The organism is Burkholderia sp. BCC1644, assembly GCF_902833225.1.
In the GTDB taxonomy this organism is placed as follows: Bacteria; Pseudomonadota; Gammaproteobacteria; order Burkholderiales; family Burkholderiaceae; genus Burkholderia.
The window spans coordinates 687,043-703,357 of sequence record NZ_CADFEI010000001.1 but is presented as its reverse complement, the minus strand read 5'-3'; the positions used below and the strand labels follow the sequence as shown (position 1 = coordinate 703,357).

General features: G+C 59.5%; 17 protein-coding genes. 11 read left to right on the top strand and 6 right to left on the bottom strand.

Going from position 1 to position 16,315, the window contains the following annotated elements; all coding sequences use genetic code 11:
• The first annotated feature begins 917 nt into the window (after nucleotides 1-917).
• Complete coding sequence (locus HWX87_RS03130) at nucleotides 918-1,817, top strand: helix-turn-helix transcriptional regulator (protein WP_244137584.1); 900 nt, start codon at nucleotides 918-920, stop codon at nucleotides 1,815-1,817.
• On the opposite strand, the gene HWX87_RS03125 is transcribed toward HWX87_RS03130, so the two are convergent.
• Genes HWX87_RS03125 through HWX87_RS03100 form a run of 6 tightly spaced genes read right to left on the bottom strand, consistent with a single transcriptional unit; the run spans nucleotide 1,770 to nucleotide 8,671 of the window.
• The gene (locus tag HWX87_RS03125; RefSeq protein WP_176045618.1) at nucleotides 1,770-2,726 is read right to left on the bottom strand and encodes a D-aminoacyl-tRNA deacylase; all 957 of its coding nucleotides are present in this window, start codon (nucleotides 2,724-2,726) and stop codon (nucleotides 1,770-1,772) included. The genes HWX87_RS03130 and HWX87_RS03125 overlap by 48 nt on opposite strands.
• A 40-nt stretch (nucleotides 2,727-2,766) precedes the next feature.
• On the bottom strand, nucleotides 2,767-3,369 hold the full coding sequence (locus tag HWX87_RS03120) for a LysE family translocator (RefSeq protein WP_176045617.1): 603 nt from the start codon (nucleotides 3,367-3,369) through the stop codon (nucleotides 2,767-2,769).
• A complete protein-coding gene (locus HWX87_RS03115; RefSeq protein WP_176045616.1) occupies nucleotides 3,366-4,184 on the bottom strand; it encodes a formyl transferase in 819 nt (272 codons plus the stop codon). Before HWX87_RS03115 ends, HWX87_RS03120 begins: the two co-directional genes overlap by 4 nt.
• Nucleotides 4,181-6,751 (bottom strand): lyase family protein, encoded by a 2,571-nt coding sequence (locus HWX87_RS03110; protein ID WP_176045615.1) that lies wholly within the window; start codon nucleotides 6,749-6,751, stop codon nucleotides 4,181-4,183. Before HWX87_RS03110 ends, HWX87_RS03115 begins: the two co-directional genes overlap by 4 nt.
• 3 nt (nucleotides 6,752-6,754) lie before the next feature.
• Nucleotides 6,755-7,759, bottom strand: a complete 1,005-nt coding sequence (locus tag HWX87_RS03105; RefSeq protein ID WP_176045614.1) for a pyridoxal-phosphate dependent enzyme — start codon at nucleotides 7,757-7,759, stop codon at nucleotides 6,755-6,757.
• Between the two features lie 9 nt (nucleotides 7,760-7,768).
• Complete coding sequence (locus HWX87_RS03100; RefSeq protein WP_176045613.1) at nucleotides 7,769-8,671, bottom strand: GHMP kinase; 903 nt, start codon at nucleotides 8,669-8,671, stop codon at nucleotides 7,769-7,771.
• Between the two features lie 248 nt (nucleotides 8,672-8,919).
• Here HWX87_RS03100 and HWX87_RS03095 point away from each other — a divergent pair, with 248 nt between their 5' ends.
• The 10 genes from HWX87_RS03095 to HWX87_RS03050 all read left to right on the top strand — a co-directional run bounded on the left by HWX87_RS03095 (nucleotide 8,920) and on the right by HWX87_RS03050 (nucleotide 16,314).
• Nucleotides 8,920-9,321: a hypothetical protein gene (locus tag HWX87_RS03095; protein ID WP_208456514.1), complete on the top strand. Its 402-nt coding sequence runs from the start codon at nucleotides 8,920-8,922 to the stop codon at nucleotides 9,319-9,321.
• Nucleotides 9,284-10,093 carry a hypothetical protein gene (locus HWX87_RS03090; protein ID WP_176045611.1) on the top strand — a complete coding sequence of 270 codons (810 nt, stop codon included), beginning with the start codon at nucleotides 9,284-9,286 and terminating at the stop codon, nucleotides 10,091-10,093. Before HWX87_RS03095 ends, HWX87_RS03090 begins: the two co-directional genes overlap by 38 nt.
• A 71-nt stretch (nucleotides 10,094-10,164) precedes the next feature.
• Entirely contained in the window at nucleotides 10,165-11,001 is an 837-nt protein-coding gene (locus HWX87_RS03085; RefSeq protein ID WP_176045610.1) for an alpha/beta hydrolase, read from the top strand.
• Nucleotides 11,002-11,083: 82 nt separating this feature from the next.
• Nucleotides 11,084-12,676 (top strand): amino acid adenylation domain-containing protein, encoded by a 1,593-nt coding sequence (locus tag HWX87_RS03080; RefSeq protein WP_176045609.1) that lies wholly within the window; start codon nucleotides 11,084-11,086, stop codon nucleotides 12,674-12,676.
• On the top strand, nucleotides 12,618-12,875 hold the full coding sequence (locus tag HWX87_RS03075) for an acyl carrier protein (protein ID WP_176045608.1): 258 nt from the start codon (nucleotides 12,618-12,620) through the stop codon (nucleotides 12,873-12,875). Before HWX87_RS03080 ends, HWX87_RS03075 begins: the two co-directional genes overlap by 59 nt.
• A 29-nt stretch (nucleotides 12,876-12,904) precedes the next feature.
• Complete coding sequence (locus tag HWX87_RS03070) at nucleotides 12,905-13,828, top strand: chlorinating enzyme (RefSeq protein WP_176045607.1); 924 nt, start codon at nucleotides 12,905-12,907, stop codon at nucleotides 13,826-13,828.
• Nucleotides 13,829-13,911: 83 nt separating this feature from the next.
• A complete protein-coding gene (locus HWX87_RS03065) occupies nucleotides 13,912-14,148 on the top strand; it encodes a phosphopantetheine-binding protein (RefSeq protein WP_176045741.1) in 237 nt (78 codons plus the stop codon).
• Nucleotides 14,145-15,050, top strand: coding sequence for an alpha/beta hydrolase (locus HWX87_RS03060; RefSeq protein WP_176045606.1), 906 nt, complete (start codon nucleotides 14,145-14,147; stop codon nucleotides 15,048-15,050). Before HWX87_RS03065 ends, HWX87_RS03060 begins: the two co-directional genes overlap by 4 nt.
• A complete protein-coding gene (locus tag HWX87_RS03055) occupies nucleotides 15,047-15,625 on the top strand; it encodes a GNAT family protein (protein WP_176045605.1) in 579 nt (192 codons plus the stop codon). Before HWX87_RS03060 ends, HWX87_RS03055 begins: the two co-directional genes overlap by 4 nt.
• 65 nt (nucleotides 15,626-15,690) lie before the next feature.
• Nucleotides 15,691-16,314, top strand: coding sequence for a LysE family translocator (locus HWX87_RS03050; RefSeq protein ID WP_176045604.1), 624 nt, complete (start codon nucleotides 15,691-15,693; stop codon nucleotides 16,312-16,314).
• The last annotated feature ends 1 nt before the right edge of the window (nucleotide 16,315 follow it).

The following is a 16,315-nucleotide window of genomic DNA, read 5'->3' as shown; positions in this document are numbered from 1 at the left end:
GCGATGAGCGCCGATCAATAGCGGCAACAAGCGGTTGCTTTTCGCGATCGATGGGTATCGGAGGGCGATGACCGGGTGGTAAGCCGGGACGAGTCGCGTTGGCCGTAGGCCCGAAGAAATATCAATGCCGGTCGATACTAGATTGGTCGCAGGCAACCAAGAGCGCGCTCGTTGAGTATGCCGTCGGCGAAATCGTATTGAGTCTGATGAAACCCGATTCAAGTCACTATTGCTTCCCGAACCTGCAGCAAGCATTTTTTATCGTCGCCGTATTGAACAGGGTCGAGTACTAGACGAGTTCGATCATCTGGTCGATCGGCGCGAAGCGCGGGGCTTCAAACGATGGCGATTGTCAGCATCGCGTGCGTGCTCCCGAACGGGCTCATATTTGCCGTGCCGCTTTATCACGGGCGATTGCATATTGTTGAAGCGATGGACGAGGTTATCGTTCTTGCTCGTGTGAGTCGCTTGACTCGCGCCTCGATTCGCCGAGACTAAAATGGCATCGACTCGGAAAAAACGATGCTGACCCGACGAGTTTTCGCCACGATTTGCGAGTAACTCCCATTTTCGGAAAGACGGTTCGCGGCGTATAGGGTGTCGATCGACGAGAATGGCCGCCATCAGAGAAAGGCCGCGGCGAGTGTGGGTGAGGCCCTCAGGTACTTGAGCCGGAAATCCAGACGAGGTGTCCGGCCGCTTCCGCCGGACTTAAGGTAAGCTAACGAGGCTGACCACGGTCCAAAAAGACAGCATGGTTTCAACGTGTGATGTCCGACGTTTCCCCAAAGTGGTGCGACCTACTCCCAAAAGCGTGTGCAGTATCCCCCAAGAGGAAAGCCGTCTTTCCGTGCCACATTAACAACCGGTGATTGCGACACATGTCTTGCTCAAACTCGATTACAGTCCGAGGTGCGTTGAATTCGGCAGGAGCAGAAGTTGTTCGATCGACGCAACTGCCGTCGGGCATAATCCTGTCAGAATGGACAGGTCGTAATACGCTGACAGAATATGAGAGCTCGGCGGAGAATGTGCTGAGTGTCTATTTGTCGGGCGGTGAAAATTGCGCTCAGGTCGATGGACGGCACGTCGTTCGCCGAGGCTTTGAAAGCGCGGTTTGTCTGTTTCCGGTTGGCGAAGGCGAATCGCAGTGGCGGATTAGCGAGCGCCTCAATTTTCTGCACATATACTTCGATTTTCCCAATTTCGAACCCAGCATGATTCGGTCCTTGCGCCAGCCGCTGGAGACTTACCAGTTCCGCGAGGTATTCCAGGAGCCGTCCCCTGTCATCAGCGCGGCGGCGAACAGCATCGCGCAGGCGGACTGGACCGACGGCACGCTGTCGCTTGGTATCGATAGCTTGATGAGCTGGATTCTGCTCAATGCGATCCGTGACTTCGCGGCGGCCGACCTGGAACGCGTGGATGCGCGTGGCCGCCTGTCGGCGAAGCAGGCCGACCAGATTCGCGAGTATTGCAACGCCAATCTCGGCGAGATCGTGCGGCTCGAACATCTGGCGGATCTCGTGAATCTCAGCCGCTATCACTTCCTGCGCAAATTCAAGAACACGTTCGATCAGTCTCCGCATGCGTTTTTGACCGAGCTGCGAATGCGCCACGCGCATGACCTGCTGAAACACACCAATCAGAAGATCATGAGCATTGCGCTCGAGTGTGGCTACGCGCAGCACAGCCGGTTCTCTACCGCATTCAAGCGACACTACGGCTACTCTCCCGGTGCGCTGCGCGGGAAATCGACCTCGCTCAGATCAGGGGGCGGTGTGGGTATTCCGGATCAAGCCGGCCAGATCGGATGACCTTAACTTGCGATGCGAGAGGGCGGGAACTCGAAGTTCGCTCGCAAGGTTGCGTACCTGCTGCTTGTGGGCACCCTTCAGGTTGTCGTGAAATGCGACCGCATCGATACCGTCCTTGATCGATCTGGCGCATGTGACGAGGTCCGCCAGCCGTTCGGGCGAGTCGTAGCCGTGCGCGACGAGCCAGTGATTGGGGAGCACGTGCGATAGTGCGAGTCCTTGCGTGTCGCCATAGTCGCGCAGCAGCTGTGTGAAGCCGGGTTCGAAGTGGGTTCCGCCGATGCAGAGCAGCGAGATCGCCGGTTCAACGATCCGTTCGCCCACGGTCAACAACGCGCGTGCGATTACGTTGGCCGCATCCGGACACGCCCATGCGTTCGCCGTGCTGCCGATTTCGAGATCAATGACCGACGGCCTGACCATTGAGACGAAGCTGCCGGACTGTGCACCGTAGAGCGGGCCAGACCAGTGCGTGGCCTCCATCCACGTTGAATACGAATCGAGACACGCTTTCTGGCGCTCGTGTTCGACGGTCAGAAACAGGCTGCGTGTTATGGCGGGATCGACCGGGCTGAACGTTCCGCTTTCCATGTCGCCGGTCGTCTGGATCGTGAAGATGCGGTCAGGGGCATTTTTCCCTTCGTGCCAGTTGACGATCACGATCGCGTCGGCGTCACCAAAGGCCTCGTTCAGCAGCGGAGCGTAGTGTCGATAGTGGTGGCTGAGCACCTCGTCGAGCTGTAACAGGTCATAACGTACGCCTCCGGATCGCGTCTGCAGTATCGGACGTCCGTCAAAGGTGCCTGCGACTTGCCATTCGACGCCGGATGAGAGAAGTCTCTCGAGCACGTGCGCCGAAACCGGGTCCTTGTTGAGATCGATGCAGAAGGCCAGAACGATGTGTTTCACGGGTTGGCGTCTCCGAAACGGGGGGGGGCCGCGATCGTGTTCAGAGCAGCAGGAGCGCGATCGACGAGGCGGACAGTAGCGCCAGGATGCGCTGGAGCGTCTTGCCGCGCAGGACTCGACACATCACGAGGCCGCATACGGCCCACATCGAATTGCACGGGAAGAAAACGATCCCGAGTGTGAGCGACAGGAGCAGCGCGTCGATGTAGACGTGGCCCGTCAACGGCAGGAACGTCGACGCCGTGCTGGCTCCGAGCAGCCAGATTTTCGGATTCACGACCTGCAGCAACGCGGCCTCAGCGAACGTAATCGGCCGCTCGATCGACCGATTCTCGGCGTTTGGCGGCGGCGATGCATAGAGCTTGTAAGTCAGGTACAGGATGTACACGGATCCAGCCACCTTCAACGCAGGATGCAGCAACGGGTAGCGGTTCATCACGCCGAACAGCCCAAGCGCGATAACCATGAACAAGACGAACACGCCGAACGAGATGCCGGTCAGTGACGGAAGTGTGCACCGATATCCGAACTGCGCGCAGTTTGCGGTCGTCATCAAGTTGTTCGGCCCTGGAGAGATAATCAGCGGAACCGAGAACAGCACGATCTGGAGCAGTTTGCCGACAAGTGCGTCGTCGATGTTCATCGGGTCGTCTCCCTGCAGTGAGTCGCTTTTGCCGCTGCGCGACGCCGGCGGATTGCGCCGAGGTGATGCGCGAGTTCGACGAGCGGGCCGCGGTCGCGCATGCGATAGGTCGAACCGATTCCCGGTTGCGGTTCGCTGCTCCACGCGGTGATGTCGGCGTCCTGCTTGATGCGGGCGACAAGGCTGTCCACCGCGACTCGCTCGGCGCGCGAATATAGCGTTTCCGAATTGTCGACAGACGAGAATCGGACCGAATGGCGGCTGATGAGGGCGCCCGTGTCGAGTCCCGCGGACACGCGATGGATCGTCGTGCTTAGCTTGTCGAGTTCACCGTGATGAAGCGCGAAAAAGAAGCAGTGATTGCCCCGGTAGTGCGGTAGGTGACCGCCGTGGATGTTGATGATGCGATCGGACGGCACCAGAGAAAGCAATGCCTCGCCGATCTTCTTGGTGCCCATCACGATATAGACGTCCGAAATTTCTTCGCGCAGTGCATCGAGAACGATTGCGTCGTTGATCCACGGCGTTTCCAGATACTGTACGCCGGCATGACGTCGAAGCGTGTCCCATGTTCGTAACTCGTCGTCGCGAAGAAAGTAGCGTCGGCGGTACGCGTCGTAGCCAAATATCTTGCGCCGCCATTCGTGGTAGCGTGCCCACAGATACGCACGATAATGGCCGTTGCGGAGCAGGCGCGATGCCTGTTCGCGCCCGGGCTCGACGATGACACGAACGTGTCCGAACGCGTTGAGGATTTCTGCGGCAAGATACAGATGATGCGGCCCGTCGGAACAGAGCAGCGTGATGTTGGTCATGCCGGCATACTCATGAAGAGCCGATCGCGCGCTCGTTTTGCTGCAGCCGCGAGCGACTCGCACGATCGCTGACGTCGGCGTTGATGCAGCAAGCGAGTGGCGAGTACCGCCACCGCCGTGCGTGTGTTTTGCGTCGACGGTCCACCACCGCCGTCGAGTCGTTCGAACCCGTTTGTGCTTTCCGGTTCGATCTGCAGGTCGTCGAGCATCGCGGCCGCAGCGATATCGAGTGCGTTGGGCGTTGCGTCTGGCAGGTTCGACAGCACGCGGCCGACCGCCGCATGAGCGTCCCTGAACGATGCCAGGTGTTGCTGCACGAGCGATTCCGCGACGAGCGTCGCGCCCGCATTGCCCATTCGGATGGCGCGGCGCGCGGCATCGGCGTTGAACTGGATCTCGTTCATCGAATAGATGAACACCTTCAACATATCGATGACCAGTCCACTCATTTCGCTGACTGTTTCCACCGCGGTGCGGCTTGCCTGATAGGAATTGCCGGTGGGCAAATGCGATAGCGACGACAGGGCCGACACGCAATGTCCGACGATGCGGTCGTGTCCCAGACGCAACCACTCAAGCAGATACGGATTGCGCTTTTGCGGCATGTTGGACGACCCGCCGTACATGCCGTCGGGCATCGTGACGATCCCGATCTCGCGCATCGACCAAAGTTGCAGATCAGTTGCAATACGGTTCAGATTGCTGCTCAACTCGGTCAGCAGGCAGGCGCAGCGCAGGGCCGGATTCTTGTCGGTAATCGCGCTCAGCGAATTGAGCGGTCCCGTCGAAAAACCCAGAAGGGTCGCGGTGCGTTCCGGGGCGGTGGTGAACGTCGTGCCCGCGCCCGCGCACGCGCCGAGCGGAGAGGACGTGAGTCCGTCGCGTAGCGCGGACAGCGCGTCGAGCGTGCCAAGCAGGATTTCGCACTGCGCGCTGAGGTAATGGCCTGCCGACCCGGGCATCGCCGTCTGATATTGGCTGTAGATCGGCAGCAGCACGTCGGCCGATTCTGCCGCACGTCGCGTGAGCGTCGTGCCGAGGTCGATGACCCGGTCCGTGACTTGCGACAGCGCCTGGCGAATGGTCAGTAGAAGGTGCGTGCTGTTGATGTCGTTGCGTGAGCGTGCCGCCTGGATCATGCCGCCCGTGTCTCGTCCACAGCGGTTGATCACATATTGTTCGTAGTCGAAGTAATCTCCGCGACCGGACACGTGCTCTCGCAACAGCGCCGGATCTGCTTCCAGCGCCGTTACCGCTTCGCGCAGAGCGTGGAACTGCTCGGCGGTCAGGATCGATTGTTCGCGCAACATGATCAGATGGGCTTTCTCGATCGCGAGAAGATTGACCGTGAGCTTGCCAAAGCATGGAGGCGAGCGTTCGTAGACGATGTCGTGAATCGTGTCGCGGTCCGGAACCGACTGGACCGGATCGTCGTACAGCACGCGTGATCGCATCCGAAGCGACAGTGCTGTCCTGAGCGCCGACGAGGCACGCCGTCCGACAGCAATCACATAGCCGGCTCGATCTGAAAAGTCGAACTTGCCGGTATTGACGCCTTCGTCGTGAAACAGGCCGGCGTCGGCGCAATCGTCGGGAAAATCGATGCCGACATAGCGGCGCTCCACCTCCGGCACGACGAATGCGACGGCGCTATACAACGCGTGCGCCGGCACGACGAACTGACTGCGGTGCGCGAGATGGCTGCGCACGTAGAGATCCGCGATCGACCATCCGTAAGCGCGCTCCATCAAACGTGGAATCATTCCGCCAGCAAGACGCGCGTTGATTTCGATGATGGCGGTCGTGTCGCCATGAACCTTCAGTTCCGTGTGCGCAGGACCGAACGTATAGCCGACCGCATCGAGCGCGCGACGCACCGTATCGACGATGCGGGCATGGGTGGCCGCATCGAGGTCCGCTGGCAGAACGTGTGCCAGTTCCAGAAAATGCGGAGGGCGGGTCACGAACTTGCGCGTCACCGCGAGCACATGATGGCCGTCGGCATCGCTAAACGTTTCGACGGAGAATTCCGTGCCTGGAATGAAGCGCTGGCAAATAAACGTGCCCCCGGCGACGTCCGGAAACGCCTGTTCTCGTTCGACGAGGCGCACGCCGATGCTGCCCGTTCCCTGTCTCGGTTTCACGATGACCGGATAGGTCAGATCGCGCGCGGCATTCGCCGAATCGATTGCCGCGGTATACGGGTACGGGACACCACGGTCGCGGAACGCGTCCTGAAGTCGTAACTTGTCTCGACACAATGCGACGGCCGCCGCCGGATTGCCGGGCAAGCCGAGATGTTCGGACAAGCGGGCGGCGTTCTCGATAAACGCATCGCTCGTTGACGCGACATAGCGTATGTCGGCGATCTCGCCGACGACACGCTTGAGTGCGTCCACCGACTGGGTGTCGCAATCGATCATCTTAACGTTGGGCGATACCCGGTCGAGAAACGCATAGCGCGCGCGGTCACGCACGAGAAAGTAGGTTTCGTCGTAATGCAGCGACGCATCGAGCAATGCCTGCCCGAACCCCGTGGTGTTTGATTCGATGTAGACGATCGCCATGATTCATTGAAACCGGTGAATGTCCGAGCGATTCCAATTCATCCATGCCCATTCAGTATCCGCGTCGTAAGCGGTCGGGTGCGCGATCTGGACCGGGCGAAGCTGATCGTATGCCGCGCTGTCCAGTGGGCTCGTGAACGTCGTATCGACATAGCGGGAGCCGTCGTCCGGGCTCAGGAAGACGATAGGCGAATCCGGATATCTGTTGCGCACGAATCGGACGACGGCAAACGCGGCGCCGGTCGTGGGCCCGCGAAAATGTCCGGTGGCCATGTAGAGCTTGCGCGTGAAATGATCGGCAAGTTCCGCACTGACCCAATGCACGTCGTCGAACAGGGCATGCTTCAGGTTACCTGGCATGATCGTGTTGCCGAGACCGCGCAGCTTGCGAGGACCGTCTACCTGGCCGAACAGGACGCTGTTGAACGTGTCGACACCGACGAGCGTACAGTCGGCACCCGCCACGCGCAGCGATGTCGCGATGCCGCAGCTTGATCCACCGGAGCCGACCGGTGCAACGAGAATCAGACGAGGGCCGACGGTCTCGAGCAGTTCGTGTGCGATGTTCGCATAGGCGAGCGCGTTGTTCTCGTTGTCGTACTGGCGACACCAGAACGCCCCTTGTTCGGCCGCGAGAATCTCATGCAGCCGGTCCAGTCGCGCCTTCTGGTAGCCCTGGCTGCCTTTTTTGTCGGTGACGATTTCCACCCGACCGCCGAGCATCTCGAGCTGGCGCTTGAATGCTGGATCAATCACGGGATCGCCGATCGCGACGAACGGGTGGTTCAGGCGGTTGCATACGATGGCCATCCCGAGCGCGAAGTTGCCGCTGGAGGTTTCCACAACTGTCTTGCCCGGCAGCAGTTCGCCGCGAGCGCGTGCCTTGCTGATGATGTAATTGGCGGGCACGATCTTCATGGCCTTGAATGACACCATGTGCAGCGCGCGCTCGATCGGAAACAGTACCGCATCCTGCATTGCATCAAGCGATGATTCGTATTGAAGCATGTACGATTCCTATACCGTTGTGTATTGAACTGATTCGATTCGAAGTCTGTGCAGTCGCGCTTGTGCATAAGCGGCCGATGCTGCCGTCTCGGGGGCGTTCGCGTCGTAGAGCAATCCGACGCATGTTCCCGAATGGGTCGCGACGAGCCCGAGCGCGCCGGTCTCGTCGTGCAGCGTGCGCAGGATGGCGATGTGCGGGTGTGGGTTGAAAATCTGTGACAACTCGCAGCTTCGCGTTGCGATCTCACCGAGTTCGCGTAAATCCAGTGCGCGAACCGCCGTTTTCATGCGCGCCAGCATGCCGCGGTACTCGTCCCGTACGTCCGCAGGCGGGTCGCGTTTCTTCCGGTTGAATTCGATCGTGTCGCATTCGCCACCGCGATCTGCGCTGACGATCACGAGGGCGGGCGTCTTGCCGAGTCGCTCGTCGAGTTTGACCTCGCGGTGGTAGAACGAGACGATGCCGTCGTACATCACGCCGTCCGTCGGTTCGATGAAACGAAGGATCGACTCGATCGTCTCGGGCGTTGGCGTGCGACCGTATGCGTACGCAACCGCACGAACCGCCGCAACCATGTCCGCCGATGAACTCGCCAGCCCCTTGCCGACGGCGATCATCGACTTGAAATGCAGCATGCCGCCCGGCGGCAGGTTGTGAAGACGCAGATAATCCTGAACCGCACGACATGCCTTGGTCTTGAATCCGACATCGGCGGCGACATGGTCGAAGCCCGTGATCTCGAACTCGACGATGCTCTTCAGGTTGATCGGCAATGTGACCAGGAAGTGCCGATTGTCCGGCAGGATGCCTTGTACCAGCTCGCCAAATGTTCCGCGGCATTCGCCTCTGGGAAATGGTGACAGGAATTCGTCGTTTCGTAGCGCATCGGCTTGCTCTGAGAGAACGTCCATTTTTCCCACTCGATATGAAGGCAGGTCGCAGTGTCGAGCTGAAAGCATAGCGACGGCCGCCCGTCGGTTTCTTTATGAAAATTGCGCACTAGTATCGAAATGTTGCTCAGCCGCAGGTGGCTAACGTGAGCCGGATTGGCTGGAAAACGGCGTGGATTCGATTGGATGCCAGCTGTCAAAACGCGGGGGGAAAGGCGCCGGATTCTTGTCGTATAAGGGTTTGCGGCCGAGCGAGGCATCGGGGGGGCGTGCCTGTCGATGGCCTGCCGTCGAGCGGCGATGTCTTTCGAGTTGCGCATTCGATCGAGTGCCTCGCACTTTACGCACGCAACCGGCCCGAGATAGAGTATTTCCAGAACGACGAAAACGCGCCTTCCAATAATCCAATGGGGAGCGGGCGCGGCTCCATCATCGCTCCAGTTTCGGCGAATGCGACGTGGCAATCGATCGAGGGCGATTCGATGTCAGGTCTTGTATTTGTGGTATCTGGATTAAATAAAATCCGGTATCGATTTTATGGTATTTGCTTATTAATCGGCGAGTTGATCTCTTCGGTTTGCGATTTTGCGTTTGCGAGTAAAAAAATCAATTTAACTATTCTGGAAATGTTAAATGGAAACGGTATTCGCTGGCCGGTTTATGACCTTTGACGGACAGGACGTCAGCAGGAACATGACACTGCGTGATGCCGCCGAGTGTGTGCGGGATCGGGAAGTAGCCGTGGCATTGCTCGATGTGGTGGCGCCTCTCGAAATCGACGCATGGTGGAACGATCGCGGTTTTCCCGATATGCGTAATCACCAATACCATCACGCCCTGAACGCAACGGGTATAACGCTGGGTCAGCTTCAACGTTCGAAGCCCGACGCGTTGATGGCAAATACCGCCGAATACTTTGGTCATGCGGGCGTGGCGAACATCCACATGCGTGAGACCCGTTTCATTCAGTTGTTCACGAAGGAGCTTGGTGCGGAGACCCTTCAATTCGGCAACTGGAGTCAATTCATGTTGGCCACGAAGCGGGAATATCCTCCGTTCGAAGGCGATCCGTTCAGCTTTGCGCCGCATTGCGACTGCATCGACTTCGGGCGCGACGTCGAGAGATGGCCGTTTCGACTCAACCTCGAGCAGTTGGGGGCGTTCATCACAATACAGAAGGCCGAAAACGAAGCGGGCTTCGTTCTGTGGGACATCCGCCCGGAATCGCGTCGGCAGCTCGACCAGTGGGCCGAAGAATACGCGAGGAGCAAGACGCTCGGTGTTCTCGAAGGCGTCGATGCGTTGACCGTTCGCCCGAAGAGCGGCCAGCTGTGTGTCTTCAATAGCCGCAATCTTCATGCGGTCGAACGATGCTCGTCGATGCGTCGCACGATCGGAACATTCCTGGTGTATCACGAGGCTGGCTGGAAACTGCTGCACTAATCCAGGTCACGCATGGCTCGATCTGATTACTGGCCCGAGGAATCATCCCGTCTCTTTCTAAAAGACTTTAAATGTACGAATCGTGCGTCACGGCGTCTGATGGAAAGAAGCTGCGAGTATTTCATGGCAACTGGCGTGAAACCGAGCCTTTCCTGACGCTGATTCTTCCGTTCGGGCTTCGCCTCGATGCTGCAAGAACGCTTTGTGCGCTGTTGGCAAGCGAGTTCAACCTGATTACCTGGCAAGGGCGTTCGCTGTGCGATCAGCCACTCGCCACGCATGAGCACGGCATGACGCCCGATGTGCATGTTCAGGACATGTGCTCGGTGCTGGACGCGTTCGGGATACGAAGGACGAATGTAGTGGGATTCTGCTCGGGCGCCGGCATCGCGCTGGTCGCCGCGACCCTTGCAGGACATCGAGTCGATCGTCTTGCACTGGTTTGCGGGGAATACATGCTCAGCCCCGCGGTCTGCCCGCAATCGAATTTTCAGCGGGAAGTCGACAGCCTGTTGCCGCTGGCGGCGGAAAGCCTCGAATATGCGGCCGCCCTGTGCGAGAAGCTCACGGCGAGCCGTGTACGCGAGCGTTCCCGGACCGAATTCGACGAGGAAGTCATCGTGCCGTTTTCGTCGGCCGATCGCCTGCACCGCCACGGGCTGAACTACCTGTCATATCGCGCCACGGACTTCATGGCGCTGGCCAGTGGCGTACCGCATCGAACGCGTCTGATTTCGACCGATCGCGATGAGCAGGTCAGTGCGGCCAGTTCGCAAGTCATTGCCGCGTTGTTGCGCAATACCGAGCGACATGTCGTGGTGCCGGGGGACCACTACGAGATTTTGCGAGGAAAGAACGCAGTCAACGATTCAATCATGGAGTTCCTCGGCAGCGGGGGCGCGGCATGACCGCGTGTGTGTTGGTTCGCTCCGGGCAATCTTGCCGTCCGGAGACGAGTGTCGGTTTTGCAGTGTTCCAGCAGGATTGAAGATGAGCATACTCGAGCGATTCGGGCAGGTGGTCGAGCGTCACGCTACGCACACCGCGCTGGCCGCGGACAGCGCGCGATACACGTACTCCGAGCTTGACGAGACTTCTGATCGGGTGGCAGCACGCCTTGCCAGATCCGGCGTGTTCGCAGGTTCGCCGGTCGCGCTGCTGCTGCCGCGCTCGCCCGGCGCCGTGATCGCGATGATCGGCGCGCTGAAGGCAGGCGCCTACTACGTTCCGGTTGACCCGACCAGTCCGGCCACGGTGTTGAACGCGCATCTGCGGGAGCTTGGCGCACGCGTTGCGCTGACCTTGCCCGAGCACGTTGCGCATTTGAAGCTCGATTCTGATCTCGACGATATCGCGCTGGTCGGGATCGGCCGGGACGGGGTCTTGCCGGCCGGGGGGGGCAGTGACGAAAGGGTCACTCGCGTGCAGGCGGCGGCGCCGGACGCGCCGGCCTACGCAATGTTCACCTCAGGCAGTACGGGCAAGCCGAAAGGCGTGCTGGTGCCACACCGGGCAATTCGGCGCCTGGTCATCGACACCAACTACATCGCACTGAATTCGAACGATCGCGTCCTGCAGATGGCGCCGATCACGTTCGATGCATCGACGTTCGAAATATGGGGGGCGCTCCTTAATGGCGCAACCCTGGTGGTCGAGGAATCGCCGGTGCTGGATCTGAACGCCGTGGGCCGTCTCTTGCAGGACGAACGCGTCACCGTCATGTGGTTGACGGCCGCGCTTTTCCATCTCGTCGTTCGCAACCGGCTCGCATTGATGTCGGGGCTTCGAGTGCTGCTGGCGGGAGGCGATGTGCTCCAGCCGGAGGCCGTCAGGCGTGTGCTTGCCGCGTTTCCGTCTTTGACCGTGATCAACGGATATGGGCCGACCGAAAACACGACGTTTACCTGCTGCCACGTGATGACGGCAGCGACACCGCCGGAGGCAACGGTACCCATCGGCAAGCCGATCACGGGTACGACGGTATGTGTCCTCGACGGGAGCGGGAAGCCCGTCCGCCGGGGATCGGCAGGCGAACTCCATACGGGGGGGGCCGGCCTTGCACTCGGCTATCTGAACGATGCGGAGAGAACCAGGGCCGCCTTTGTCGACGATCCTCATTGCAGCGATCGCAGGCTTTATCGGACAGGGGATCTCGTGCGGGAATGCGATGACGGTACTTACGAGTTCATTGGCCGCGTAGACAGGCAAGTGAAGATCCGCGGCTATCGCATCTCGGTCGAGCAGGTGCAGCAGGTTCTGGCGATGGCCGATGGAGTCGAGGACGCGATCGTCGAGGTCGGCCGCGACGAGCTGGGGGAGAAGCGCCTCGTCGCGTTCGTTCAGTCGTCTCAGGAGGCTGCCGGGGTCAGAGCGACTGTCCGACAGTACCTTGGGCAGCATCTTCCGGGTTACATGATCCCCGACGTGATCGAAGTGCAAGTGACGCTGCCGTTGACCGCGAATGGCAAGGTCAACAGAAAGAGCCTGATGAGTTCGCAGGAGAACCGCAACACTGGAGATGAACATGAGCGAATCGTTGCAATTCAAGGAACCCATTCGGAAACGACTGGCAGGGCTGTTTAAGGATCGTGAGATCGGTGACGACGACGATTTCTTCGACCTGGGTGCCAGTTCGCTATCGATCGTCGAACTGCAGGTCAAGATCGAGGAGGATTTTGGGGTGACCGTTCCGACGGCCAAGCTGATGCGGGAGCCGACGCTGGCTGGCTGGACCGAGCTTTATCGAGCGGCAGCCGTTGCTGCAGCCGTCGTAGAGAAATAGCGAAAAGTCATTCAACTGTGAGGATCACCATGACGCAGTTCTCATTGAATCCGGATGAACTCGCACGATTCCGTGCTCAGGGCTTCTTCGGACCATTTCGTGTGTACTCGCCCGAGGAGGCACGCGAACGCTACAAGGCCATCCGGGCCGAGCTGTTTGACCGGGAGCACGCAATCTATGACCTGCCGGCGACGAGCCCGATCGCCAATTACGATCGTCACCTCGACGTCAACCTGCTCAGCGAGCATATCGGCCGGCGCGAGATCGTCGAGCGCGTTGCGAGCATGCTGGGCCCGGACCTGTTGTGCTGGCGATCGGAGATGTTTCCGAAGTATCCCGGCGACGAGGGCACGGACTGGCACCAAGCCGACACGTTCGCACATGCGTCGGGGGCGCCGCAGATCATTTGGCCGGGCGAAAGCCGGTTTGGCGGTGCGATTACCGCGTGGACCGCGTTTACCGACGCGACCGAGCAGAACGGCTGCCTCCGCTTCATTCCCGGTACGCACGAGGAGATGTTCTACGACGAGTCGAAGAAGATGGCCTACGACGCGTCGAAGATCAACGCCCAGGAGAAGGACGGGATCAAGCGAGGATTTTTCGGTTACGACTACCGTTCCCTGCAAAAGGATCCGTCGTGGAAGCCGGAGGAGTCTCAAGCCGTGTCCATTACGATGCAGGCAGGTGAATGCGTGATCTTCTGGTCCACGCTCATGCACTCGTCGTTTCCGAATTCGACGACCGACACGACGCGACTGGGATACGCCAGCCGTTATGTTCCGACCGGCGTGAGGGTCTATCCGGATACGAACGTCGTCGAGGAATACGGCAGTTCGATCTCTCTCGACAAGTATGGCGTCGTGCTGGTTTCGGGGCAGGACAATTACGGGCACAACAGGCGTGTCCATGCCAATGCGAGAGGGCGGGCGTTTGCCTTCGGCGACCGCGGTTGAGGGTCTGCACGACTGATATCCGGATCGTCATGTCCTGCGCACGACGAGGACGGTGGCGATCCGGTCCATGCGATGGAGTGAACATGCAAACAACCCGGGCACTCGTGAAACGGCTTTTTTCCGAAGCGCTCAGCGTCGAGCACGTCGCGTCCGATGCGGATTTTTTCGTGCTCGGAGGTGGATCTCTGGCGGCAGCGGTGCTGGTGACGAAGCTCGAGCAGGCGTGCGGCATCGAAGTATCGCTGATGGACTTCATGAACCATTCGACGGTCGACGGCTTCGCCGATATTGTTGAGCAACGCCTGAGTGACGTCGCATGAGCCACGCCGCCGGCCGGTCCACCACAACGGAAGTGATGCGCGGCGCGTTCGACGCGAACGGCATCGAAATTCACTACCTTAGGCAAGGCAGTGGCCCGTTGGTCATATGCTCGCATGGTTTTCCCGACCACGCGGACAGTTTCCTGCCGTTGGCAACTGAACTGGCGGAAGCAGGTTTCACCGCAGTAGCACCGTACTTGCGTGGGTATGCGCCATCCAGTTCCGCTCCGTCGGATCAGTACCATACCTGCTATATGGCGCATGACCTGAGCGCGTTGATGGATGCGCTGGGTTTCGACAACGCGATTCTGGTCGGACACGATTGGGGGGCGCAAGCGTCGATCGCAGCGGCCATTCTGTTTCCGGAGCGCATCACAAAGCTTGTCGCGCTCGGATGGAGCCGTCCCGACGCGGCCCAGCGACTGCACTACGATTACCTGAAGGGAATCTGGCATACGTTCTTCTTTCAATCGCCGTCGGCCGAGCGGGTACTGGCCCATGACGATTTCGCCTTCATCGAAGCATGGTGGCGCGATGCGTCTCGAAACTGGGACGTGCCGCGGGAAACGATCGAGTCGATCAAGGCCACGTTTCGTCGACCAGGCGTACTTGAGGCGGCGCTTGCTCAATATCGGTGTCGTCATGTCGAACTGCGCGACCCGGAGCGTCGCGACCAGCAGGCACGCATTGCGGCCGGACCGGTAACCGTGCCGACGCTGCTGATGCATGGCACCCACGATCGTGAAGGGCGACTCGACGCCTTTGTCGGCGACGGCGTGCCCGAGTATTTCTCGGCAGCGCTTACGCGTGAGGTCGTCGAGGGGACGGGGCACTTCCTTCACCTCGAAAAGGCCGCCGAGGTGAATCGAGCGATTGTTGATTTCATTCTGGCGCGATCATGAACCCGATTCGTTTGTCGGATATTCACGTGGACGATTTCGCTGAGCGAGACATCGTTCCTTGTCTGAACTACTGGTATCGGTCGCCGCCGGCTCTCATGGAGTCGATGAATATCGACGTCGAAAAGCTACCGAGTGAGCGGCGGATGCAAGAGTTGTTGACGATTCTGGTGCTGCGCGGATGCAGCGGCATGGCACCTGTGCCGATCTTGACGATCCGGCACATGGATGACGCGATCGGTGTGCATGAGCTGACGCACCTCGACGCGGAATGCAGCGCGGTCATGCATGCCCACATCTGGTACGCCCGGTATCGCGGCATTGGCATCGGCCCGGTTTCCTATCTGGCGGCCATGCGCATCTTCTTCGATCGATTCGATTTGCAAAGCATTCGTTTCGAAACCCCGGCCAGTAATGCTTCGGCGCAAAGCGTCAAGCGCAAGCTCGGGATCGAGCCGTACGGAGAGGGCGTCATTGACATGCCGATGCTTCGTCATCCCGTGAAAACGGTCAGCTATCGCGTGCTACGCCACGAACTGGACAGCATCGAACGATTCGTCAGGTCGACGGCTGGCTGAGCGCAATTCGTGGGCCGCATTTGTCTTTTCAATGCCGTTGCAATGATATCTGCCAAGGAGGCGTCATGTCGTTCGCTCTTTCATCAGGAATTGACCAATTCAAACCGCTGGCGGTTGCCGCATACATTCTCGCGCTGTCGATTACGCCGGGCCCTAACAACGTCATGCTTGCTGCATCGGGGGCCAATTTCGGATTCTTGCGCACGTTGCCCCATCTGTTCGGCATTACGATAGGTGCAACCACGCTGGTGGTATTGAGCGCGACCGGTCTCGGGGTCGTGTTCATCGAATATCCGGCGGCGAGACTGGCCTTGTTCGTGATTGGCGCGCTGTATCTCGCGTACCTCGCCTTCAAGATTGCGAACGCGGGGCGGCCTGCTGCCAAAGATGCGGAAACGAAGCCGTTCTCGTTCGTGCAGGCCGCGATGTTTCAGTTCGTCAATCCGAAGACCTGGCTGATGGCCGCGAATCTGATCGTTCTGTTTTCGGTTGACGGTGAGGGCTTCATTTCATCGGTGATCGGCATCTGCATATTGATGGTGGTGATCAATTTTCCGGCCGTGTCGGTGTGGGCGGTGCTCGGCGTCGGTATGCAGACCATGCTGCAAACCGAGCGCGCGCGCGTGATCTACAACCGCACGATGGCGTTGCTGCTGCTGGCATGCGTTCCGTTGCTGTTCTGGAAGTAAG